General features: G+C 65.9%; 22 protein-coding genes. 18 read left to right on the plus strand and 4 right to left on the minus strand.

Features of this window, described 5'->3' with window-relative positions; all coding sequences use genetic code 11:
* Nucleotides 1–12: 12 nt before the first annotated feature.
* Nucleotides 13–3417 carry a tetratricopeptide repeat protein gene (locus E3T61_RS04775; protein ID WP_134639747.1) on the minus strand — a complete coding sequence of 1135 codons (3405 nt, stop codon included), beginning with the start codon at nt 3415–3417 and terminating at the stop codon, nt 13–15.
* A 90-nt stretch (nt 3418–3507) separates the two neighbouring features.
* Between E3T61_RS04775 and E3T61_RS04780 the strand changes: the two genes are divergently transcribed.
* Nucleotides 3508–4374 carry an AraC family transcriptional regulator gene (locus E3T61_RS04780; protein WP_134639748.1) on the plus strand — a complete coding sequence of 289 codons (867 nt, stop codon included), beginning with the start codon at nt 3508–3510 and terminating at the stop codon, nt 4372–4374.
* A gap of 66 nt (nt 4375–4440) precedes the next feature.
* Here the strand turns inward: E3T61_RS04780 and E3T61_RS04785 are convergent, their stop codons facing one another.
* A complete protein-coding gene (locus E3T61_RS04785) occupies nt 4441–5295 on the minus strand; it encodes an AbiJ-NTD4 domain-containing protein (protein ID WP_134639749.1) in 855 nt (284 codons plus the stop codon).
* Between the two features lie 434 nt (nt 5296–5729).
* Between E3T61_RS04785 and E3T61_RS22260 the strand changes: the two genes are divergently transcribed.
* The 15 genes from E3T61_RS22260 to E3T61_RS04860 all read left to right on the plus strand — a co-directional run bounded on the left by E3T61_RS22260 (nt 5730) and on the right by E3T61_RS04860 (nt 19003).
* On the plus strand, nt 5730–6263 hold the full coding sequence (locus tag E3T61_RS22260; protein ID WP_134639750.1) for a putative immunity protein: 534 nt from the start codon (nt 5730–5732) through the stop codon (nt 6261–6263).
* A 149-nt stretch (nt 6264–6412) separates the two neighbouring features.
* Nucleotides 6413–6721 (plus strand): hypothetical protein, encoded by a 309-nt coding sequence (locus E3T61_RS04795; RefSeq protein ID WP_134639751.1) that lies wholly within the window; start codon nt 6413–6415, stop codon nt 6719–6721.
* 14 nt (nt 6722–6735) lie between these two features.
* Complete coding sequence (locus tag E3T61_RS04800) at nt 6736–6867, plus strand: AraC family transcriptional regulator (protein WP_134639752.1); 132 nt, start codon at nt 6736–6738, stop codon at nt 6865–6867.
* 15 nt (nt 6868–6882) lie between these two features.
* Nucleotides 6883–7143 (plus strand): helix-turn-helix transcriptional regulator, encoded by a 261-nt coding sequence (locus E3T61_RS04805; protein ID WP_255455651.1) that lies wholly within the window; start codon nt 6883–6885, stop codon nt 7141–7143.
* Nucleotides 7144–7452: 309 nt separating this feature from the next.
* Entirely contained in the window at nt 7453–8373 is a 921-nt protein-coding gene (locus E3T61_RS04810; RefSeq protein WP_134639754.1) for a TIR domain-containing protein, read from the plus strand.
* Between the two features lie 179 nt (nt 8374–8552).
* Nucleotides 8553–8891: a helix-turn-helix domain-containing protein gene (locus tag E3T61_RS04815; RefSeq protein ID WP_166793144.1), complete on the plus strand. Its 339-nt coding sequence runs from the start codon at nt 8553–8555 to the stop codon at nt 8889–8891.
* Between the two features lie 14 nt (nt 8892–8905).
* Nucleotides 8906–9694, plus strand: coding sequence for an ImmA/IrrE family metallo-endopeptidase (locus E3T61_RS04820; RefSeq protein WP_166793145.1), 789 nt, complete (start codon nt 8906–8908; stop codon nt 9692–9694).
* Nucleotides 9691–10326 carry a PIN domain-containing protein gene (locus tag E3T61_RS04825; RefSeq protein ID WP_134639757.1) on the plus strand — a complete coding sequence of 212 codons (636 nt, stop codon included), beginning with the start codon at nt 9691–9693 and terminating at the stop codon, nt 10324–10326. Before E3T61_RS04820 ends, E3T61_RS04825 begins: the two co-directional genes overlap by 4 nt.
* Before the next feature lie 208 nt (nt 10327–10534).
* Nucleotides 10535–11554 (plus strand): LacI family DNA-binding transcriptional regulator, encoded by a 1020-nt coding sequence (locus E3T61_RS04830; RefSeq protein WP_241992389.1) that lies wholly within the window; start codon nt 10535–10537, stop codon nt 11552–11554.
* Nucleotides 11555–11661: 107 nt separating this feature from the next.
* Nucleotides 11662–12960, plus strand: coding sequence for a sugar ABC transporter substrate-binding protein (locus E3T61_RS04835; RefSeq protein WP_338145508.1), 1299 nt, complete (start codon nt 11662–11664; stop codon nt 12958–12960).
* 70 nt (nt 12961–13030) lie between these two features.
* Nucleotides 13031–13984: a carbohydrate ABC transporter permease gene (locus E3T61_RS04840; protein WP_134639760.1), complete on the plus strand. Its 954-nt coding sequence runs from the start codon at nt 13031–13033 to the stop codon at nt 13982–13984.
* A gap of 176 nt (nt 13985–14160) precedes the next feature.
* Complete coding sequence (locus E3T61_RS04845) at nt 14161–14952, plus strand: carbohydrate ABC transporter permease (RefSeq protein ID WP_420480701.1); 792 nt, start codon at nt 14161–14163, stop codon at nt 14950–14952.
* An 8-nt stretch (nt 14953–14960) separates the two neighbouring features.
* Nucleotides 14961–15959 (plus strand): glycoside hydrolase family protein, encoded by a 999-nt coding sequence (locus E3T61_RS04850; RefSeq protein WP_134639762.1) that lies wholly within the window; start codon nt 14961–14963, stop codon nt 15957–15959.
* Nucleotides 15956–16894, plus strand: a complete 939-nt coding sequence (locus tag E3T61_RS04855; protein ID WP_241992390.1) for a carbohydrate kinase family protein — start codon at nt 15956–15958, stop codon at nt 16892–16894. Before E3T61_RS04850 ends, E3T61_RS04855 begins: the two co-directional genes overlap by 4 nt.
* Nucleotides 16895–16960: 66 nt before the next feature.
* Nucleotides 16961–19003, plus strand: a complete 2043-nt coding sequence (locus E3T61_RS04860; protein ID WP_241992391.1) for a glycoside hydrolase family 32 protein — start codon at nt 16961–16963, stop codon at nt 19001–19003.
* 33 nt (nt 19004–19036) lie between these two features.
* Here E3T61_RS04860 and E3T61_RS04865 read toward each other — a convergent pair whose 3' ends face one another.
* Complete coding sequence (locus E3T61_RS04865; RefSeq protein WP_134639764.1) at nt 19037–20380, minus strand: aspartate aminotransferase family protein; 1344 nt, start codon at nt 20378–20380, stop codon at nt 19037–19039.
* 88 nt (nt 20381–20468) lie between these two features.
* On the opposite strand from E3T61_RS04865, the gene E3T61_RS04870 reads away from it, so the two are divergent.
* Nucleotides 20469–21443, plus strand: coding sequence for a LysR family transcriptional regulator (locus tag E3T61_RS04870; RefSeq protein ID WP_134639765.1), 975 nt, complete (start codon nt 20469–20471; stop codon nt 21441–21443).
* A gap of 38 nt (nt 21444–21481) precedes the next feature.
* Here the strand turns inward: E3T61_RS04870 and E3T61_RS04875 are convergent, their stop codons facing one another.
* A complete protein-coding gene (locus E3T61_RS04875) occupies nt 21482–22297 on the minus strand; it encodes a bacteriorhodopsin-like (protein ID WP_134639766.1) in 816 nt (271 codons plus the stop codon).
* Nucleotides 22298–22469: 172 nt separating this feature from the next.
* Between E3T61_RS04875 and E3T61_RS04880 the strand changes: the two genes are divergently transcribed.
* On the plus strand, nt 22470–22928 hold the full coding sequence (locus E3T61_RS04880) for a MarR family winged helix-turn-helix transcriptional regulator (protein ID WP_134639767.1): 459 nt from the start codon (nt 22470–22472) through the stop codon (nt 22926–22928).
* Nucleotides 22929–22997 lie beyond the last annotated feature (69 nt).

Here is a 22997-nt window from a genome sequence, read left to right on the forward strand (position 1 = left end):
TGCTCATCGGCGTCACTGCCGGTGAGGGGCGGCCGCCGAAACGGCCGAAGCGGTTGAACTCGCGGTGAGTTCGCCCAATTTGCTGCGCAGGGTGTGCACGTAGGTGTCGTGCACGCTCTGGGGATCGTCGTGGAAGAGCAGCATCGCTGGCAGCGATGTCGCGAAGTAGTCGACGCGGGCGGGCGTGCCTGCGAGCTCGACGAGGTAGTCGTCGAATTCGTCAACGAGCGTATCCGCCGCAACGTGGTCGCCGAGACGGCGCAGGGCACGAATCGAGAACAGTGTCTGCTCGCTGAACCGGCGGGTGGTCATGTCGATGAAGTCGCCGGTGGCGTGCGCGGCCAAGGTCCAGGCCGCGCGGGCGCCCGGCTCGTCGCCGGCCGCGAGCAGCGCTTCGCCGAGCAGCCAGTGCAGATCGGCCGAGTTGGCGAGCGGATGCCGCGCCTCGCCAAGCGATTCTGGCGGCGTGATCGCCGCGTGCACGTGCGCCAGCGCGGCGGTCGGTTCGCCGGCGGCGAGGTCCTGCTCGGCCAGGGCGGTGCAGGCGTTCTGCCAGGCCAGGAGCACCTGGCCTTCGCCGCCTTCCCAGGGCTGGAACACCCGGCCGAGCATGAGCTCGCGCGCCTCGTTGGCTCGGTCGACGGCGGTGAGCAGGCCGGCGTGCACCACGGTGAGGTCGTCGCGGCGACCGGCCAGCAGCCGGTGCGCCTCGAGACGGTCGAGCCGGTCGGCCGGGGTGGCGCCGGTGCGGGCGAGCAGCTGGTCGTATTCGTAGAGCAGCTTGGCGTCCTGGGGCGCGTGGCCGACGGCGACGGCGAAGTGTTCGAGTGCGGCGGCCGGGTCGCGCTGCACGTTGTAGGCGGCGATACCCAGGTTGCGGTGCACGAGCGCGGCGGTCTGGGCATCCGGAGCGTGCTCGGCGGCGGCCTGCCAGACGGTGATGGCGTCGGTGTAACGCTTCTTGTCGTAATACCAGGAGCCCAGCAGCGCGGCGGCGCGGGCATCGGTGCCGTCGGCGCCGAGGGCCGCTTCGAGTGCGGCGACGTCTGCGAGCCGGGAGGGCAGGCAGTGCCGGGAGTCGGCGGCACGGGCATCCTGCCGGGCGGAGGCAGCTTCGTCGGTGCGGCCGGCCGCGTCGAGCAGCCGGGCGCGGTGGTAGTGCGCGAGGGGGGCTACCTGCACCTGGCCGAGCGCGGTGTCGGTGGAGGCGCTCACGGCAGTGGCCAGCAGTTCGATCGCGGTGTCGGTGTGCCCGGTCTCGGCGTACTCCAGGGCCACGTCGAGCAAGGTGGGCGCGTCGGTGGACAGCTCGAGGCCGGCCAAGTGCCGAGTCCACTGGTCGAGCGGGTCGCGGGCCAGCTGCTCGGCGAGCACCCGGTCTGCTTCGGCGACGGCGCCGCTGCCACGCAGGGCGAGGGCGAGTAGCGCGTTGGCCTGTAGGTGTTCGGGGTTGTGGCGCAGCAGTTCGAGCAGCGCGTCGCGGCTGGCGGCGAGGTCGCCGGCACGGGCGTGCAGCCGGGCCAGGGCGTGGCCGGCGGGCACCCGCCAGGCGTCGTTCCAGGTGGCCTTGGCCAGGTAGTCCATGGCCTCGGCGTCGCGGCCCTGGTGCACGAGCGTAATGCCGAGTCGGTAGTGCGCCTCACCGTCGGCGGGGTTGGGCACCCGGGCGAGCAGCCGGTCGATGGCGGTGCGCAGGTGCGCCTCGGCGTCGGCGTGCCGGCCGGCGCGTTCCCGCCGGGCGGCCAGGGCCACGTTGCAGCGCACGTCGCCGGGGTCGCGGCGCAGGGCCTCCTCCCAGTACGGCTCTGGAGCGCGGGTGGCGTGCCGGTACTGGTCGAGGTACTGCCCGGTGTAGAAGAGTTCGTCGATCGAGGCGATGCTGGCGGGGTCGGCCGGTTCGGTGGCCGGGGCTGGGGTCGCGGTGTCCTCGGCGGGATCGCGCGGGGTCCACGTGACGAGCACGGTGTCGCCGTCACGCACGGTGAGGGTGAGTTCGCTGGCGCGATAGCCGCCATCGAGGCGCAGCTCGTGCCGGTAGGCCTGGCTAGGAGCGAGATCGGCGGAGGCGGTGAAGACCGCGCGGCCGCCGGCATCCGTCACCTCGATGGTGGCGCCGGCGACGACCCGGGTGGCGGCCACGCCGATCACCACGGTGGTGCCAGCGTCCGCACCAGCGGTCACATCGAGCCGCACGGCGGCGTCGCGGGAGGCCTGGTGGGCGGCGCCGATGCGGGTGATCGGGTACCAGAACTGGCTGAAGGTCTTGGTCTCGCCGGGGGCAATGAAGCTGAAGTCGGGCTGGTTGTCGGTGAAGGCACCGGCCATCAGCTCCACGTAGGGGCCGTCGCCGTCGGTGAGGTTGCGGTCCCAGGCCCAGCCGAACTCGGCGTTGCCCCAGGTCCACTGCTTCTTGCCCGGTGCCACGGTGTGGTCGGCCCAGTAGACGAAGCCGGCCTCGAGGCCGTGGTCGTAGCCGCCGAAGAAGTCGTCCTGGGTGGCCACGACCATATAAGAGGTGGGCACCGGGATGTTGCGGTACCAGTCGAGCCGGTCGCCGTCGGGGCGCTCGGCAGTGACCTGGGCGGGGTAGTCGACGCCGTAGTAGTGGCCGTCGACGGCGGGGAAGGTGGCGACGGCGCGCTTGGCGTGGTCGGCGACGAACTCCACGTCGGTGGGGAAGAACGACTGGTAGTCGTCGTTCACGGCGGCGGCCACGTTGGCCCACCAGAGAAAGGTCTGGGTGGCGTCGGTGCGGTTGTAGAGCCGCACGCGGGCCTCGACCACCGAGCTGTCGGGGCGCAAGCGGATGCCGTGCATGCCCTTCATCCGGTTCATCGGGTCGTGGTCGCTGCACCAGACCGTAATGGCGCCGTCGGCTTCGCGTTCGATCTCCCAGTCGGTGGGCAGGAACGTGCCGGGCCGGTGGTGCTGCGGCCAGTTGAACTCGACGCCGCCCGAGATCCACGGGCCGGCCAGGCCAACCAGAGCCGGCTTGATCACGTTGTTGCGGTAGAAGAAGTCGTAGTCGGCCACCTTGTCGTAGCCGATGTGGATGCGGCCGCCGAGCTGCGGCAGGATCACCAGGCGCACCCACTCGTTCTCGAGGTGGATGGCGTCCCAGGCGTACGGGCGCTTCTCCTGCTCGATCCGTTCGTGGAACGGCAGCGGGTAGACCTTGCCCGAGGAGCCCTGGTAGACCCGGTTCTCCAGGAAGGCCGGGTAGTCCTCCGGTTCCACCGGGAGGTAGGTATCGATGATCAGGGGCTCGGACCAGGCCGCGACCTTGTCGCCGGCGAACTCTGCCGGAACGGGCGGAAGCTCAATCGTCGACTCCCCATCGGTGACCGTGGTCTCGCCGCTGATGGGCGGAATCACGAGGTCAGGCGTAGCGGGGAAGTCGTTCTCGGCATTGAGCATGTTGAAAGATTATGAGGTGCTTTCGCGGATGCGTAGGAGATTTCTCCGGGCTTTCTGGACGAAACGCTGATTTACCGTCACACTGAGCGAATGACGATCGCCGACGGTTTCCCCGGCCAGCGCATGCTGGTGCTCCCCCGCCCCCGCGTGCGGGAGGCCCTGCAGCAGCCCGGCACCTCCCACCTGGTGGTGACCGACTGCGGCTACTTCCCCGAAGCCCACTCGCACGGCCGGGTGCGCTCAACACCGATCTCGCAGGCGGTGATCATCGTGTGTGCCAAGGGCGGCGGCTGGTGCGAAACACCGGCCGGACGGTTCCCGGTCACCGCCGGCCAGGTGATCATCCTGCCGCCGGGGCATCCGCATTCATACGGCTCGAACGAGGACACCCCGTGGACGCTCTGGTGGCTGCACGTCACCGGCCGCGACCTGCCCGAGTTCCTCACCGCGGCCGGCATGACGCCGGATGCCCCGATCCGCACCCCGTCGGACGTGTACCGGGTGGTGGCGTTGATCGCCGAGGTGCTGCAGTCGATGGAGCGCGACACCACCACCGCGAGCCTGCTCGCCGCCGCGGGTGCCGCCTGGCATCTGATGGCCCTGCTCGCCTCCGACCGTTCCACCGGCGACGGCCGCTACGCCGCCATCGACCGCGCCGCCGAATACCTGCGCACCCACATCGACGACCACGTGAGCGTCGCCGAGCTCGCCGCCATGTCACGCCTGAGCGGCTCCCACTTCGCCGCCCTCTTCAAGAGCCGCATCGGCTACCCCGCCCTGCAATACCAAACCCAGCTAAGGATGGCCCGCGCCCGCGAACTCCTGGACACTACCGACCAATCCATCGCCGCGGTCGCCGCCGCCACCGGCTACCCCGACAGCTTCTACTTCGCCCGCCAGTTTAAAAAGGTGCACGGGGTGACGCCGTTCGGGTATCGGGGGCAGCGGAAGGGTTGAAGCCCGCCGAATCGGCGCGATCGAGATTTATGGTTTCGCGCCGGCTTGCTTCCCTTCAAGATCAGCTCAGATCAGGCCAGCCTTGCGCCCGACTTCGATCACGTGGGAGACGAACGCGGAGCAGGTTACGAGCATGTACTTGGCAAGTGCTTGGTCCGCATCCGGCGCCTCAATGCTTCCGTGCCGGATTCCATCGGCGTCTGACACCCACCCATACATTTTCGACCACGCAACGGCTAATGCCGGGTGAATACTGACGCCTGATACCTCAAGTCGCTTCAGAGCGGAGCCTAAAGTGTGTTCCCCTGTGACCGAAACGCAGACAGCTTCGACCGCCGAAATCGATTCCTTGATCGAGTTAGGGAAGTCAGGATTATGGCGATCTGCGAGGAGTTCCACTGCTCGCTCTAAATGATGCCGTGCTCCGTTGAAGGCCGCCGTTGCATCGAGTGCACCTGTGACAGCCCCGGCCTCTGCGCTACTGGCTATTGGCGTGACTTCCAATCCGATGAAGCGATACTCAACCAGGAATCGCTCAAATCGATCGTTGAAGGCGCCAACAATAGCTGGGACGGCGCCTTGGGTGTACTGGTCCTCAAATCGTTTAACGTAGCCCACGATTGCCTCGACCAAGTCAAGCGCATCAAACCATTCCTCGGTGAGAATCGTGCTCTTAATGCGTGACCACACTGCGGAATCCGAAGGCTGCTCGTCGGCGGGTCGCCTGAACTCCCAAGTCCAGACTGCGCTCAATATGTGGTCACAGGTTTTGCTCCGGTACCTTCGCGTTTGGTCATTAAGGACGGTGCGAAGGGTGTTTGTTACGTTCCAGATTTCAGTACGTGTTTGCTCATCAAGCGCGTCTGTTTGAGTGATGGAGCGGACCGCGCGATAGCCCTGCCGTTCCGCGAATGATGTCATGTGGATAGATTAGCGACGGCTGCGGACAGCCCCGGGCCATCCGCTTTCGGACAGTTCACGAGAATGGGTCTGTGCACCGCTCGAGCCAGTTCGCTGGCGCCTACATGTTTGCACGCCCGCGCACCTCCGAGGTAGAGATTTCGGGAACGGGCGCAGGCGCTAATCACCTAACCCTCTAAACGTTCACTCCCTTATGAAGGGTGAGGGCATTGGAGAGCCGAAGGCGGTGCTCGAAGCATCCACCGTTCGCGGACCCTGCCTGCAGGCCGCCAGACACATTGAACGACTCCGAGCCCAAGCCGATGCCCTCCCGTCGCCAGATGGCCGCCCCGGACGTGTACGTGTACGCAAGGCTTACTGACCATGCCCGCAGTGCCGCTGCCCTGTCGTCTCGGTAGCCGATCCAATTCTTAGACCAAGTGCAAAGATGAAGCATGCTCTCCCCACAATCATTGAGCGAGAACGACCGCCGAGTCGTCGCCGCTTGGGCCGCGGATTGCGCTGAACGCGTTCTGTCCTTGTTCGAGCACGAGGCGCCAGGCGACGAGCGAGCACGGGATGGAATCGAGCGCGCCCGGGCTTTCGCCCGCGGAGAGTTGGACACGGCAGGCGAGATTCGTCGGCGCTTCGTCGCGGGCCGTGGCGCCCAGGTTGCCGCATCCCCCGCTGGCAAAGCTGCAGCCTGGGCGGCCGGCCAAGCATCCGGTGTCGCGCATATGGGCGCGCACGCTCTCGGCGCTGCTGCCTACGCGGCCAAAGCGGCCCAGTTGGCGGCCCCCGACGGCGGAGGTGCAGCTGAGATTGTGTGGCAGTTGGCCAACATGAGTCAGGCCGTGAAGATCGCACTCCGACAACTGCCACTCCTCGGGGAGGATTCGTCCGGCCCGCTCGGTTCTGGGCTACTTGCCTCTGGTGTTCTCGGAGAGAACGTCCGATCCCTTCAGTCCTCACTTAACGGCACTGCGTAGCTCGCGTGCCTCAGTGCCCGAGAGCCGGTAGCCCTGCGGACACGTGACTGGCCGCGTTCCACCGGCCGGGGGATGTGTTACCGCCAACTGGCGGTTAGCTTTGGTTCGAATCGAGCATTGTGCTTCGGAGACACGGATGGGGAGGGCTCATGGATTTTGTGATCGCCGGCATGGTCGTGGTGCTTGTTATCTTCCCGTTTGTCTATCCGCGGTGGCGAAAATTGGAGATTGTGCGCAAGAAGAAACGCAACCCGCGCAAGGTCTCTGCAGGCGGGCTGGTGGCTCCTTTCGATGAAGTGTTCCATCCGACGGCATACTCAGCGATCCTCCTATGGGAAGCAGAGAAGTCGATTCCGGCCCCCACACCGGACGCGGACGGTAACTGGCCAGATCTAGAGTGCGGTCGGATCACGATCTCTATTGGCGAGACGGAGAACAGGGCCACTTCTGGCAATTGAAAACAGACCCACTGTTGTGTGGTTCTAGCCTCGACCGCGCCGCCGAATACCTGCGCACCCACATCGACGACCACGTGAGCGTCGCCGAGCTCGCCGCCATGTCGCGCTTGAGCGGCTCCCACTTCGCCGCCCTCGTTAAGAGCTGAATCGGCTACCCCGCCCTGCAATACCAAACCCAGCTACGGATGGCCCGGGCCCGCGAACTCCTGGACACCACCGACCAGTCCATCGCCGCGGTCGCCTCCGCCACCGGCTACCCCGACAGCTTCTACTTCGCCCGCCAGTTCAAGAAAGTGCACGACATGACGCCGTCCGGGTACCGGGGCAGCGGAAAGGCTAAGCACAGCCAGGCATCGCCCTGGCGCTTGTTGGCATCTGAACGGAATAAGACACAGTCTGAACGGCTCTCAGTATCCGCATGAGTACGGTCTGAACAGGCGATGACTGCTGCTGTTTGTGCTTAGCCATGATTTCTCCATCTACTGCGGAGCTGCCCGGCGGGAAGCTCGTCGCGATGTACATTCGCGGGCAGCATCTGTCCCCTGGGCGGCGCTAGCCGCCATCGCGCTGAAGGAGAGCATTGGACGGCGCGTCACTACCCGAGCTGGGGTGGGCGATCTACCAGTTAGGGACCGCTTTTCAGGCGCGAACATAGATACCAGCTTCAACCGGGCAATCGGTTCTATCTGACTGGGCTCGTGCCGGGCGGAGCTGCCACTAGTCTCCGAAGTATGTCCAAGTTCGATTTCTCAATACCTGCGGCCAAGGTCGACGCGGCCAGCCTTCGTCGGATCATCGAGGGCATTCGCCCGATCGCCGTGGAGGTAGCGCAAAGTGACCTCCTCCGTGTTCAAGAAGACAACGAAACCGGGATCCATTTGGGCCGGAGTCATATCGAAGAGGCGAAAGACGCTATTGCCGCTGGTGGCGAGGTTTCAATGCAGATAAGGAAACTGAAAGAACTCAGCGGTGTGGTGCACGAATTTGATGCTTTGGGAGAGCATCTGCCGTTGGAGAGGATCGACAACTGTGACAGTGCCGAACTAGTGGCGGCTAGCTACAACGGGGGCTATTGGGGACAGCTGAAGTTGAAAATCTCTGAGTGGGGATGCGACGTGTCGATCGACGCTGCCACCGCTGTTATCGAGCGAATTGGGGCAGTGGCAAAAAATGCCCTGGCCGCCACGGTCGATGCCAGCCGACTCGCTGCGACGCAACGCCCCTTCAAAGTCTTCATCGGGCACGGCTCAGACCCTCAGTGGAAGTACCTATACGAGATGTTCAGCAAAGTGCACGGCTTTAATGTCGAAGCGTTCGAGTCGTCCGAGCGTGCCGGCACCCATACCCTGTTCGTCGTCGACAAAATGATTCGGTCAAGCAGTGTCGCTTTGGTCGTAATGACTGGTGAAGATGAAATGGCCGATGGGTCCATGCGAGCCCGTGAAAACGTCGTCCACGAACTCGGTTATTGCCAAGGAGCGCTAGGGATAGATCGAACGATCGTTCTTTTGGAGGAAGGAACTAGCGAGCCCTCCAACATTGCAGGGCTAACGCAAATCCGGTTCGCCAAGAATTCGCTGATCGATGCCCAGGACAAGATCCTTAATACGCTGAATCTCCACAAACGAGCACAGGACTTCAGCGAGATTTAGACGACCGACAAGGGATAGCTGAGCGGTCACAGCTGCCAACGCATACAACCCTCTCTGACGCTTGCGCGATCGCTGCTCGATGGGAGGCAGGGGGTAGATGCTCCAGAAGGATGTGTACTACGCTTGAATCAAATGCAGCTGCCCTGATTCAATCCGGGCGAATTTTTGGGGAGAATGACATGACAACCGGGACGCGAATCAGAAAATACCGTGATCTGGCCGGCTTGTCTCAGCGAGAACTCGAAAAACTAACTGACATCTCTCAATCCAGCATCGCCCGGCTTGAGAGGGACGAGAGGATCGCCAAGCCTTACGAGCTTTCGGCGCTTGCGTTGGCACTTGGGTGCCTTGACTCGAACCTCATCGAGAATCATCCAGTGCGCGAGCGTCTTCGATACGCCGCTCGAACAACACCATTGACCACTCCCAACGTCGAACCGGTCAAGGATCATCTCTTCTACCTGCTGGAAATGGACACGTACCTCGCACGAGCGCTCAGCACTCTCACTTCTGCCTGACGCGAGGAATGAACATGACACGAAGCAACGAGTCCGTCGGGTCCGACGCCGCGAGGGGTTTTCGTAAACGTCACGACCTTGGGAACGCACCGATCAGCGATCTCAACGACCTTGTCGAGAGCCGATTGGGAATCGATGTCGCGATTATGCCCATGGATGAAGGGCTAGACGGCATGGTCGTGCAAGACCCGGCGACGAATCAGCGGATTATCGCGATTGCTTGCACCACTTCGCTAGAGCGCCAAAGGGCAACGCTCGCACATGAGCTTGGGCACCTAGAGCTAGGTGATTTCGCCGCAGATGGCATCATCGAGTGCACTCGCGGTAGCAGTGAAATTAAGGCCGATGCTTTTGCACGCAACCTGCTCGTTCCGACCGCCGGGGTGATTGAGTTCTTTGACAGGCCTGGGGGAAGTGCGCCTCTAAGCGAAGCTGACCTCTCACGCGGGGTGCGCTACTTTGAGGTCTCGCCGAGGCTGCTGCTCATCCAGATGGAAAATACCAGGCAAATTTCGAAGATGCAGAAAGACTCTTGGTGGGCTCTCTCGACAGGCGCATTGGCTGCCCGCTACGGCTGGGCCGAAGAACATATCGCCTCCCAGAGGAAGGCCATGACACCACAGGCTCCCATGCGCATCGTCAGCGAGGCTATGGATGCCTATATCAATAACATGATCGGGCTGGAGGCGGTGGCTCGCATCAGGGGCATTCCGGCGGCGGACCTTGCCGTTGAACTTGAGCTGTACGACATTCGACCGATCCCCACCGTTGCTCCAAAAGCGCGCTTTGGTCAGAGGTCATGACAGTGGAGCCCGGCCCTGACGAGAAGAGTGACCTGATCGTTCTGGACGCGGGCCCAATTCTGAACTTCATGTCGCGCCATGAAACGTGCACCTTGTACCTGAACACCCTGAAGCATATGACCGGAACCGTAGCCGTTCCGGATGCAGTCCTTGACGAGGTCAACCACAAGGCGGCGAGAGATCGTCGATTTACGTTATGTCAGCGGAAGCTTCAGGGCATCTTGTCAAGTGGCCATGCGAAGAAGCTCGAGACACCAGCGCGTGTCGACGACGAAGACTATGCGTTTCACTGGACTTGGGTGACAAATGCGTGTTCGCCTTCAATGCTGCAGAGCGGTAAGCATCGCGGTGAAATGGTTCTTATCGCCCATGCGCGGCTGCTGATTTCGAGGGGTTATGACGTTGTCGCGATGATCGACGACCAAGACGCGATCAAACTAGCCCATAAGGCCCAGGTGCCAACTTTCACGACCGTGGATCTGTTCTTTGAGAGCATCTCTGCGGGTCTGATAAGTACGAGAGCGGAGCTAAGGCGACTGTATGGTCTCGTTCAGCCAAACGACGATGGGCTGCTTCCTTTTGAGCGCACTGAACTCGAGCATTTTTCGTGGCCTGCCACTAAAGCCGCCTAAGGCTGGACCCGCCATACCAGGCATCTACGCTGTATCTTCTTCACTGCGGAGCCTTAGCTAGTCCCTAGCTGACGGACGCAAGCCGTCAAGCGACAAACCCGCGGACTGACGTCTCCGCGGGTTTGCATCCCGCGCTTGACATCCACAAAAACGTTTATGTAAGCTCTCACCCAGATCAACAAAAACGTTTTTGGGAATGGGTTCAATGATGAGCAAGCGTGTGGGTATTCGAGAGGTCGCGGCCGCGGCCGGCGTCTCCGTGACGACCGTGTCGCACTCGCTCAGCGGCGGCGGACAGCTCAGCGACGCCACCCGGGAACGCGTGAAGTCGGTGGCCGAGGGCCTCAACTACGCACCCAACCGGCTCGCCAGCGGCCTGCGTAGCAAGCGCTCGCAGATCATCGGCTTCGTCAGCGACGAGATCTCCACCACGCCCTATGCCGGCAACGTTTTGCTCGGCGCTCAAGAAGCTGCCGCCGCCAACGACCAGGTGCTCATGGTGGTCAACTCCAACCGCAATTCCAAGGTTGAAGACCGTGGAATCGAGGCGCTGCTGCAGCACCGGGTCGACGGCATCATCTACGCCCGCATGTACCACCAGGCCGTTGAGCTTCCCGCGGCGCTGAGCGGCATCCCCACGGTGCTGCTCGACGCATCCAGCGACCGCACCGACTTGTCCTCGGTGGTGCCCGACGAAGAAGGCGCCGCCCGCACCGCCATGGCGCACCTGCTCCAGGCCGGACACCGCCGCATCGGCTACCTGGGCAATATCGACGACATCCCCGCCACCCGCGGCCGCCTCGCCGGGTACCGTGCCGCTCTGGCCGAACAGGGCATCGCCTACGACGAGTCCCTTGTCACCGCGAGTGAGTCGATGACCGGGCCGGGCCGCGACGCCGCCAGCCGGCTGCTGGCCCTGGCCGACCGGCCCACCGCGCTGTTCTGCTTCAACGACCGCATCGCCATGGGCGCCTACCAGGCGGCACACCTGGCAAGCCTGGAGATCCCCCGGGACCTGAGCATCGTGAGCATCGACAACTTCGAGGTGTTGGCCGACGCGCTGCTGCCCGGGCTCACCTCTATCGCGCTGCCGCACTACGAGATGGGCCGCTGGGCCATCGAGCGGCTCGCCGCCGAACTGGCCGATGACGCCGATTCGGCACCGCAGCAGATTCAGATGCCCTGCCCCCTGGTGCTGCGGCAGTCAGTCGGCCCGCCTCCGCGATAACGCGGCGACGAGCCAACCTCCACACTTCGCAACCGCTGGAACGGTCGCGACGATCGGCTCCCCTCGCCGATGTACTCCCCCACAACCCCCGATTAGAAGGAATGAAGATGAGACACGCAAAGAAGCGCCTGATCGTAGCGAGTGTACTCGCCACGAGTCTCGTTGCCGCGTTGACTGGCTGCGCCAACGGCACTGCCGCCAGCGGCTCCGACGGTAAGAACGGCGAACTGACCATTTGGACCCACAACGGCGGCAACACCGAAGAGCTCGCCGCCGTGCAGGCCATCGTGGACGGCTACAACTCCAGCCAGGACGAGACCACTGTGAAGCTGCAGGCGTTCCCACAGGCCTCCTACAACGACTCGGTGATCGCGGCCGCCGCATCCGGCAAGCTGCCCTGCATCGTCGACATCGACGGCCCCAACGTGCCCAACTGGGCCTGGGCCAAGTACCTCACCCCGCTCGACCTCAGCGTGGACCTGGACGAGAACCTGCCCAGCACGCTGGGCATCTGGAATGGCGAGACCTACTCGGTGGGTTACTACGACGTGGCGTTGGCGATGTTCGCCCGCAAGTCCGTGCTCGCCGAGAACGGCATCCGCCAGGCCACCATTGACCAGCCCTGGACCCAGGAGGAGTTCGACGACGCACTCGCCAAGCTCAAGGCCACCGGCAACTGGAAGAATCCGCTCGACATCGGCACCGGCGACGTGGGCGAGTGGTACCCCTACGCGTTCTCCCCGCTGCTGCAGTCCTTCGGCGGCGACCTGGTCAACCGCGATGACTACCAGTCGGCGGATGGCGTGCTCAACGGACCGGAAGCCCTCGAGTGGGCCGAGTGGATGCAGTCCCTCGCCACCGACGGTTACATCGCCACCAAGAGCGGCGCCGACTCCGCGCTCGACTTCCAGAACGACGTGACCGCCATCCAGTACGGCGGCAGCTGGGCCGCGGCCAACAACGCCGCCGCACTCGGCGACGACTTGGCCGTGATGCCCTCCGTCGACCTCGGCGAAGGCACCAAGATCGGCGGCGGCTCCTGGCAGTGGGGCGTGACCACCGGCTGCGCCGACCCCGAAGCGGCCATGGACTACCTCTCCTACTCGCTCTCCCCCGAGAACATCGCCGCGGTCGCGGTGGCCACCGCCACCATCCCCGCCACGGATGCCGCCGCCGCCCTGGTGCCCGGCTTCGAGGAGGGCGGCAACCTCGCCATCTTCCGCGAGTTCTCGGCCACGAGCGCGGTGCTCCGCCCGGAGACCCCGGCGTACCCGTTCATCGCGACGGAGTTCACCAAGGCCACGCAGGACATCATCAACGGCGGTGACCCGCAGGGCACCCTCGACTCGGCGGTCAAGGCCATCGACGCCAACATCAAGTCCAACGGCGGCTACACGCAGAAGTAGTCGACCGCGGGGGTGCGGCTCAGTGCCTCAACTGACAGCCGCGCCCCCGCCCTCGCTCAGGGAGACTCTCATGACCAGCACGATCGAACGACCCCCGGCGGCCCCCGCCGCCGGCGGCCCGGCCCGGCCTCGCCGGCCCAAACGGGACCGCACCAGCAAGACCGAGAACGTCGCCGGGCTGGCCATGCTGGCCCCCGCGGTACTGCTGCTGGCCCTGTTCATCTTCGTCCCGGCGATCCTCGCATTCGGGCTCGCCTTCACCAACGCCCGGCTCATCTCGCCCTACCCGGCCGTGTTCGTGGGCCTCGACAACTTCGTGCGCCTGTTCGCGGATGCCGCCTTCTTCCGCGCGCTGCTCAACGTGGGCTACTTCGCCGTGGTGGTCGTCCCGCTGCAGGCCGGCCTCGCCCTGGTGATGGCCATCCTGGTGAACAAGCAGGTGCGCGGCACCACGTTCTTCCGCACGGTGTACTTCCTGCCGGTGGTCACCTCCATGGTCGTCGTCTCGCTGCTCTGGCTGTTCATGTACCGCCAGGACGGCCTGATCAACGTGATCATCGAACGGGTCACCATGGGCATGGTCACCGGCCCCGACTGGCTCAACGACACCTCCACCTCGATGCCGGCGATCATCCTCATGTCGGTCTGGCAGGGTGTGGGCTTCCACATGATCATCTGGCTGTCCGGGCTGCAGACCATCCCCGCCGACCTCTACGAAGCCGCCGACCTCGACGGCGTCACCGCCTGGCAGCGCTTCCGGTACATCACCTGGCCGGGCCTCTCCGCCACCCGCAGCCTGATCCTGGTGACCATCACCATCCAGGCCCTCAGCCTGTTCACCCAGATCAGCGTGATGACCCAGGGCGGCCCGCTCAACTCCACCACCACCGTGGTCTACGAGGCCGTGCGCAGCGGCTTCGCCCAGCAGGAGACCGGCTACGCCTCGGCGATCTCCCTCGTGTTCTTCGTCATCGTGCTGCTGATCTCGGTCGTGCAGCGCTTCCTCAGCAGAGAGAAGGCCTGATCATGGCGATCTCACAAGTAGCGATTCCCGAAGTGGCCGGCACAAAATCGGCGCAGGCATCCGCCCCGCACGCCGTGCTCGGACGCAAGACGGCCAAGAAGAAGCGCGTGATCGGCATCGGCGGCTGGATCCTCCGCATCGGCCTGACCGTGCTGTTCCTCTTCCCGATCCTGTTCATGTTCGTGTCGTCGCTGAAGCCCGACCAGCAGATCTTCGGCGACCTGTCCTCGATCGCGGCGTTCCTGCCCATCGGCAACATCTCGATGGACAACTACGCGGCCGTGTTCGACCGGGTGCCCGCCGCCCGGTTCCTGGTCAACTCCATCGGCATCTCGGCGATCACCGTGGTCGCCGGCATCCTGGTGAACAGCCTCGCCGCCTTCGCGCTCAGCCGGATGCGCGTGCGCGGCAAGACCGTCATCCTCACCCTCATCATCGCCACCCTCATCGTGCCGTTCGAGACCCTCGCGCTGCCGCTGGTGTGGTGGGTGAACCAGCTGCCCTCGTTCGAACTGACCGAGTTCGGCTTCCTCTTCACCAAGGGCTGGATCGACACCTACCAGGTGCAGATCATCCCGTTCATCGCCAACGCGTTCTCGATCTACCTGTTCCACCAGTACTTCGAGTCGATCCCCAAGGAGCTCGACGAGGCCGCCCGCATGGACGGCGCAGGCTGGTTCCGCATCTACCGGCAGGTGGTCATGCCGCTCTCCGGCCCGGCCATCGCCACCGTCGCCATCCTCACCTTCCTGCCCGCCTGGAACTCCTACCTCTGGCCGCTCATGGTGGTGCAAACCGAGGAGCTTCGCCCGGTGATGGTGGGCGTGCAGTACTTCTTCCAGCTCAACGTCTCCTGGGGCGAGGTGATGGCGTACTCCACGCTGATCACCCTGCCCGTGGTGGCCCTGTTCATCGCGTTCCAACGCTCATTCGTCAACAGCATCGCGTCCAGCGGTGTGAAAGGTTAGGCCCGGTTATGTCGCTCCAACTGCCCGATAAGTGGATCTGGGACTCCTGGTACGTGCAGGTCGACGGCGTCACGCACGCCTTCTACCTGCACGCCAGCAAGGCCCTGGGGGATCCCGACCGCCGGCACCGGCATCCGATCGTGGGCCACGCCGTGAGTACCGACCTGACCAACTGGACGGTCGTGCAGGATGCGCTGATCATCTCGGATGCGCCCGCCTTCGACGACGGCACCACCTGGACCGGCTCCGTGGTGCAGAACGACGACGGGCTCTGGTGGATGTTCTACACCGGCACCTCCCGCGCGGACGACACCATGGTGCAGCGGGTGGGCGCGGCCACCTCGGCCGACCTGCTCACCTGGACGAAGGTCTCGACCGAGCCGCTGGTGGAGGCCGACTCCGCTTATTACGAGAAGCTCGACCTCTCTCTGTGGCACGACGAGGCCTGGCGCGACCCGTGGGTGTTCCGGTTCCCCGGCGAGAGCACCTGGCAGATGCTGATCACCGCGCGCGCCTCCACCGGCGACCCGCTCGTGCGCGGCGTGCTCGGCCATGCCACCAGCGACGACCTGCTTAACTGGACGGTGCAGCCGCCGCTCAGCCAGCCCGGCCAGGGCTTCGGCCAGCTGGAGGTGTTCCAGTTCGAGATCGTCGACGGGGTGCCCGTGTTGTTGTTCTGCTGCGGCGTCAGCGAGCTCTCCCCCGAACGCCAGGCCGCCGGCGAGGTGGGCGGCGTCTACAGCGTGGCCGTGGATGCCCGACTGGAGCAGGTGGACTTCACCGGGTCGGTGCTGTTCGACCGCACCGATCTCTACGCTGCCCGACTGCTGCGGGATGCCGACGGCGGCTGGGTGCTGCTCGGCTTCATCAACATCGTCGACGGCGAGTTCGTCGGCACACTGAGCGACCCGATCCCGGTGACGGCGGATCCGGTGCTCGGGCTGGTGCACCGGACGGGTGCCGGTTCCGCCGTCGCCGACGGCGCGTTCGCCGCGGCAACGCTGTGACCGGGACCGTGGCCGATGCGTCCGAGCGTCAGGTGCTCGTCGTGGGCGAAGCGCTGGTGGACCTCGTGCAGCGGGCCGACGGCTCCCGGCACGAGGCGCCCGGCGGCAGCCCGGCCAACGTGGCGCTGACGCTGGGCCGGTTGGGGCGGCATCCGCAGCTACTCACCAGCCTGGGCGACGATGCGCGCGGGCTCGTGCTGCGGGCATGGCTGGAGGACTCGGGGGTACGGGTGTCGGCGGGGAGCGCGACAGGGGCGCACACCTCCACCGCCACGGCTCTACTCGATGCCACGGGGGCGGCCACCTACGAGTTCGCCCTGGACTGGTCCGTTGACGTGTCGCTGGCCGGCGCGGCCGACGTGCTGCACGTGGGGTCGGTCGCCACGGTGATCGAGCCGGGCGCCTCCGACGTGGCCCGCCTGGTCGAGGCCCGGCGGGCGACGGCCACCATCACGTTCGACCCGAACATCCGGCCCGCGCTGATCGACGACGCCGCGGCCGCACGGGCGCGGGTGGAACAGCTCGTGGGCCTCGCCGACGTGGTGAAAGTCAGCGACGAGGACCTGCTCTGGCTGCACCCCGACCGCGATCTCGCCGAGACGGCGGCGTCCTGGCTGGCCGCCGGGCCGGCCGTTGTGGTCGTCACCCAGGGCGGCGAGGGCGCGTTCGCGCTCACCGCTCAGGGCCGGGTCTGGGCGTCAGCGCCCCGGGTGAGCGTGGTCGACACCGTCGGTGCCGGCGACACGTTCATGGGCGCGCTCATCGACGGACTGATCGGCGCGGACCTGATCGGCGCCGACCGCCGCCAGGCGCTCCGCGACGTGCCGCTGGGTGTGCTGGAGAGCATCATGCGGCGAAGCGCGGATGCGGCCGCCGTCACGGTGTCCCGCCCCGGCGCCGACCCGCCCACCCGCACCGAACTCGCCGCGGTGTAGTCCACCGAGCCCTCAACCACCCGCACTACCCAACTGCGATCCACCCGCAACACAACGGAGTCAATGATGACTGCACCACTCGTGTTCCCCCGTCCGACCCGTCCCCTCCGGCGGACCGCCGCGATCGTGATCGGTGCCTTGGCCGTCGCGGCGCTCATTCCGGTGGCCGCACCGGACAGCGCCCCACCGGACAGCGCCGCACCGGACAGCGCCGCCTCGGACGGCAACCGGGCGCAGTACCACTTCACGGTTCCGGACCATTGGAAGAACGACCCTCAACGACCGCTCTACGTCAACGGCGAATTCAACTACTACTACCTCTACAACGGTGACTACGACCAGAAGGTCGGCACCGCCTGGCGGCTGGCCACCACCACCGACAACGTGATGTTCGCCGACCAGGGCGTCGTCGCGGACAAGGGCACCAACGCCAACTACGACCTATGGTCCGGCTCGGCCGTGCTCGACAGCGCCAACACCGCTGGGTACGGTTCGGACGCCATCATCATGCTGGTCACCCAGATGGACCACCCCACGCCCGCCCAGATCGCCAATGCCTCCGGCCCGCAGGCACAGTTCCTCTGGTACTCCACCGATGGCGGCCTGAACTTCCAGCCGGCCGGCGACACCCCGGTGATCGCCAACGGCGGGCGCACCGACTTCCGCGACCCCAAGGTGATCTGGGACGCGGACCGCGGCCGCTGGGTGGCGCTCATCGCCGAGGGGCAGAAGATCGGCTTCTACACCTCGCCCAACCTCAAGGACTGGACCCGCGCATCCGAGTACGTGAACACCGGGCTGGGCACCCTGGAGTGCCCCGACCTGTTCCAGATCACCGCGGACGACGGCTCCACCCGATGGGTCATGGGGATCAGCGCGAACGGCTACGCCACCGACGAGCCGAACACCTTGGCCTACTGGACGGGAACGTTCGACGGCACCACCTTCGTTCCGGACGTGACCGCGCCCCAGTGGCTCGACCACGGCTTCGACTGGTACGGGGCGGTCACCTGGGCCGACCCGGCGAATGCCGCGAACGACAGCCGGTTCGCGATGGCGTGGATGAACAACTGGTCCTACCCGCACGTCACGCCCAACTGGCCGGCCGATGGCTTCAACGGCACCGATTCCATCGTGCGGGAGATCAGCCTCAAGCGCTACGGCGCCGGCTACAGCCTCGTCTCGCAGCCGGTCGCCGCCCTCGAGGACCACGCCACCAGCGTGAGAAATCTGGGTACCTTCGCGGTGAACGGGCAGCTTCCCCTGGACTATGAGGGTTCGGCCTACCAGCTCGAAGCTGACATCAGTTGGGCCGACCTCGACAATGTCGGCCTGCAGTTGCGGTCCTCCGCAGACGACAGCCGGCACGCCGACGTGGGCGTCTTCGATGATTTCGCCTACCTGAACCGCGGCGGCACAGGCAACCCGGATGCCTCCGGCCAGAAACTCGAGAGCCAGGTTCCGTTCGATCCGGCCGCGACGAACGTGCACCTGCGGATCCTCGTTGACCGCACCACCGTCGAGGTCTTCGTGGACGACGGGCGCTACGTGATGTCGAGCCAGGTGTTCGCCGACTCGGCGGATACCGGGATCAACCTGTTCAGCAGTGGCGGCACGGCGACCTTCTCCGACGTGACCATCACGGAGTTCGCCAGTGTCGACCAGCGGCCCGCCCGGGTGATCGGAGACTTCGAGGGCCCCACGTGGGGAGAGGGCTGGACGGCGACGGGCAGCTTCGCCGGGCAGGGGCCGAGCGGCTCCACCGCACCCGGAACGGTGGGCAGCCAGGTGCTGGACAGCTACGTCGGTGGCGGCGATGCCGCCACCGGCACCGTCACCTCGGCGCCGTTCACCATCGATCGCAGCTTCCTCCGATTCCTGATCGGCGGCGGCGCGCATCCACTCGGCGTGGAACCGGCGACCTCGGTGAACCTGCTGGTCAACGGCCAACCCGTGCGCACCGCCACCGGCAACGACGACGGCACCCTGCGCCCTGTGAGATGGGATCTGAACGACCTCGCCGGCCAGACCGCCCAGCTGCAGGTGCTCGATGACGCGACCGGCGCCTGGGGGCACCTGATGGTGGACCAGGCGGTGTTGAGCGACTAGCTGCACCCTGCTCGAGCGCTGCGGGTCGAGGGGTTAGCCGGGGGCGTGCTCGCCGATGGCCTGGTCGAGGATTTCGAGGCCGAGGGCGATTTCGGCCTCGGTGCTCGTGAGGGGCGGCGCGATGCGGAAGGTGCCGCCGATGCCGGGCAACTGCACGATGTTCATGTGCAGCCCCAGCTCGAGGCACCGGCGGGTGATCGCGGCGCCCAACTCGTCTGAACCCTCCTTGGTCTCCCGATCGAGCACGAGCTCCACACCCTGCAGCAGGCCACGGCCGCGCACATCGCCGACCACCGCGTGCCGGTCCTGGATCGACAGCAGGCCGGCGCGGAGCAGCGCACCGAGCTCGGCCGCGCGAACATCAAGCTGATCGCGCTGCAGAACGTCGAGCACTGTGTTGCCCACGGCGGCGACCAGGGGGTCGGACACGTGGGTGGTGAAGAACAGGAAACCACGGTCGGCGGCGGCCTGTTCGATCTCGGCCGTGGTGATGACCGCGGCCAGCGGCAGGCCGGCGCCCAGGGTCTTGGAGAGGGTGAGGATGTCGGGCACCACACCGTCGCGCTCGAAGGCGTACCAGGTGCCCGTGCGGCAGAGTCCGGTCTGGGCCTCGTCGAGGATGAGGAGCATCCCGCGCTCCTCACACTTGCGCTTGAGTGCGGCGAGGTAGCCGAGCGGCGGTTCGATGATGCCCCCGGAGCTGAGGATCGGCTCGACGATGCAGGCGGCCAGGCTGCCAGTGGACTGTGCGTCGACCAGCGCGAAGGCCACGTCGAGTTGGCGGCGCCAGTCGAGCCGACCCTCGGCATCCACGAAGTCGGGCCGGTATTCGTAGGGCACGGGGATGGCGATGTTGCCGGGTGCCGCCGGCCCGTAGCCCTTTCGGCCCGAACTGTAGGTGGCGCCGGCCGCGCCCAGGGTCATGCCGTGCCAGGAGCGCGCGAACGAGACGATCTCGTGCTTGCCGGTGACGAGTTTGGCCATCCGGATGGCCGCCTCGTTCGACTCCGCGCCGGTGGTGAGCAGCAGGGTCTTGGTCAGCGGATGCGGCAGCGTCTCGGCCAGCCGCCGGGACAGCTCCACCACCGGCCGGGAGAGCATGCCGCTGTAAAGGTGGTCGAGGCTGGCGATCTGGCGCTGCACCGTGGCCACGATCTCCGGATGCGAGTGGCCGAGAATGGAGCTCATCTGGCCGGAGGTGAAGTCCAGGATCTGGCGGCCGGCCTCGGTGTAGACGAAGCTCCCTCGCGCACGATCGATGATCTCGGGCACGAACGGGCTGCCGTAGCGCACGACGTGACGGTCGATATCCGCCCAGAAGGCGGCGTCGGATGAGGCGCCGGACGTGGCAGCGGGGGTGATCAGGCTCGAGGACATGGGTCGACGGTAACGACGAGCCCCTGTGCATGTCTAGACCATCTTCTCCACCATGCTGTTCGATTCTGCCGAACAGTAGACTCGGGCCATGACCCTGAATCCGTGGCGGTTGCGGCTCCTCGACGTGTTCGCGCGGGTGGGCACCGTGCGGGCGGTGGCGGCCGAGCTGCTGCTGAGCCCGTCGACGGTGTCACAGCAGCTGTCAGCGCTGGAGGCCGAGACCGGAGTGGTCCTGTTCGACCGGGTGGGCCGCACCCTCACGCTCACGGCGACCGGGGTGCTCCTGGTGGAGCGGGCGCGGGAGCTGCGCGACCACATGGACGCCATCGAGGCGGAAATCGCCGAGATCAGCACCGAGCCCGCCGGGCACCTGCGAGTAGGCGGCTTCGCCAGCTCGATGGCGCCGATCCTGATCCGGGCGGCGAAGGAGCTGGCGCGCACGCATCCACGGCTCACGTTGGAGCTGCTCGAGATCGAACCGCGCGCGGCCACCACGGCGCTGGACCAGGGCCGGTGCGACCTCATCGTGACCGTCGACGAGGCTGACGGCACACTGCTGAGCCCCACCATCACGGTGATCCCGCTGGCCACCGACCCGCTGATGGCCGTCGCCGCGACCGGCCATCCCCTGGGTGAGCTCCACAGCGTGTCGCTGGCCGATCTGGCCACCGAGCGGTGGGCGCTGGACGAGCCGGGCACCTACCTGGGCGAACTCGTTCCCCGGCACTGCCGGCTGGAAGGATTCGAACCCGTCGTGGCCGGCCGGTTCTCAAGCTACGGGGTGCTTCTGGACCACGTGGCCGCGGGCCTGTCGGTGGCCGTGCTCCCCGAGCTCGCGGTGGAACCGCGCGCGGGCATCGTGGCCCGCCCGGTGCTCGGGCTGGCCGACCGGCAGATCGTGGCGGCGGTGCGCACCGGCAGCGCACGACGGCTCGCCATCGGCACGGTGATCGCGGCGCTGCAGCGGGCATCCGCCGGCCCGGTGGATGCCGCGCTGCAGCCCTCGGGCCATGAGCCGGTGCAGGCGGTGGGGCAACGGAACGCCGGGTCACTGGAGGGCTGACCCATGCTGCTCCCGCTCACACCGCCCACACCGGCGACTCAGACGCGGGCGGGTTCCTCGTCGAGGGAACGCTCGACCTCGGCGAATTCGGGGTCGTCGTCGAAGGACTTGATGCGGGCGACCCTGAAGATGATCAACGCATAGACGGCCTTGGCCAGAATGTCGGCGATCGAGTAGCCGACCTGCTTGAAGACCCAGGCATCCGCGCCCTCGAGGTTCAGCATCGGCAGCAGGTAGGCGATCGGGTAGACGCCCCAGCTCAACAGCAGCAACCAGCGCAGCTGGCTGAGGATCCTGCGCACCCCCACGGGCTGCTTGTTCAGCGACTTGGTGAGCTGCACGAACAGAACGTAGAGGATGTAGGCGAACGGGATGGTGGAAAGCAATCCGAACAGGCCACGGATGCCGTTGTCGCCGCTGATCTCACCGGGGTAGCCGAGCAGGATCATGAGCGCGGCGGCGGGAACCAGCCGCACCAGCAGGCCACGCTGCACCGACCGGGCCAGGGCGAGAACCGCGATGAGCTCCACAAGCAGCAGCGGAACTGTGAGCAGCCAGTCCACGTACCGGTAGCCCTCGTTGAACCCGGCTCCGGCAGCCTGGGCGTAGTCGCCCTGCCCACCGGCGGCCTCGGTCACGAAGGCTTCCCTGAACGAGTCGAAGATGCGGAAGTAGTGGTACGCAGCGATGCCGCAGACAATGATCGCCACCGTGATCGCCTGCCGGTACCGCGGCAGGATGCGTGGCAACGCGATGAGCAGGAAAACCGCCGTGAACAGCTGCGCGGCGATCACCAGCGAGAGGGAATTGTAAACAGTGTCGTATTGTCCGGGCGAGAGGATGTCGGGAATCATGAGCTACTCCATCGGGGGTTGACGGTGCCTGATATCGCTTAGCAAGTAATTTGCTTAGTCATTAAACTACATTCTCAGCTAGTTTGGGAAGGATTCGGTACAATATTTTCCACACCACGAATTCGCACCCACCGCGAGTGACTCACCTCGCTCCGCCCCGGCCGGAGACGCCATGCCCGCACCCGCACCGCCCGCGCACACCCTCACGGGCTTTCCGGCCGCCGCAACGGCGTTCGTGAGCGCTCTCGACGCCAACCGGCAGCGCATCGCCGAGGATGCCGGCGTGAGCGCCACCGAGCTGCGCACCCTCTTCAAGGTGGCCAGGTCGGTGAGCATCACGCCCAAGGAACTGGCCGACTATCTGGGCATGACCACCGGGGCGATCACGGCCATCGCGCGCCGGCTGGTGGAGGCCGGCCTGCTGCACCGAGTGGACCATCCCGGCGACCGCCGCAGCCTTTACCTGGAGCTGACCCCGCACGGGCACGACGTGATGGGCGGCATCCACCACGACTTCTCCGAGATGCTCGCCGCCTCCACCGCGAGCCTGGATGCCGATCAGCTGGCCGCTTTCACCGACGCGTTGACCTCGGTCGCCGCCGAGGTGCGCACCCGGTTGACCCGGTCCTGACCGCACGCTGCACCCGGGGCGCGCCCCACGGCATCCGCATCGGCGGCCACCTGCTCCATACTTGGATGG

This window comes from Cryobacterium lactosi (genome assembly GCF_004403945.1).
Lineage (GTDB): Bacteria > Actinomycetota > Actinomycetes > Actinomycetales > Microbacteriaceae > Cryobacterium > Cryobacterium lactosi.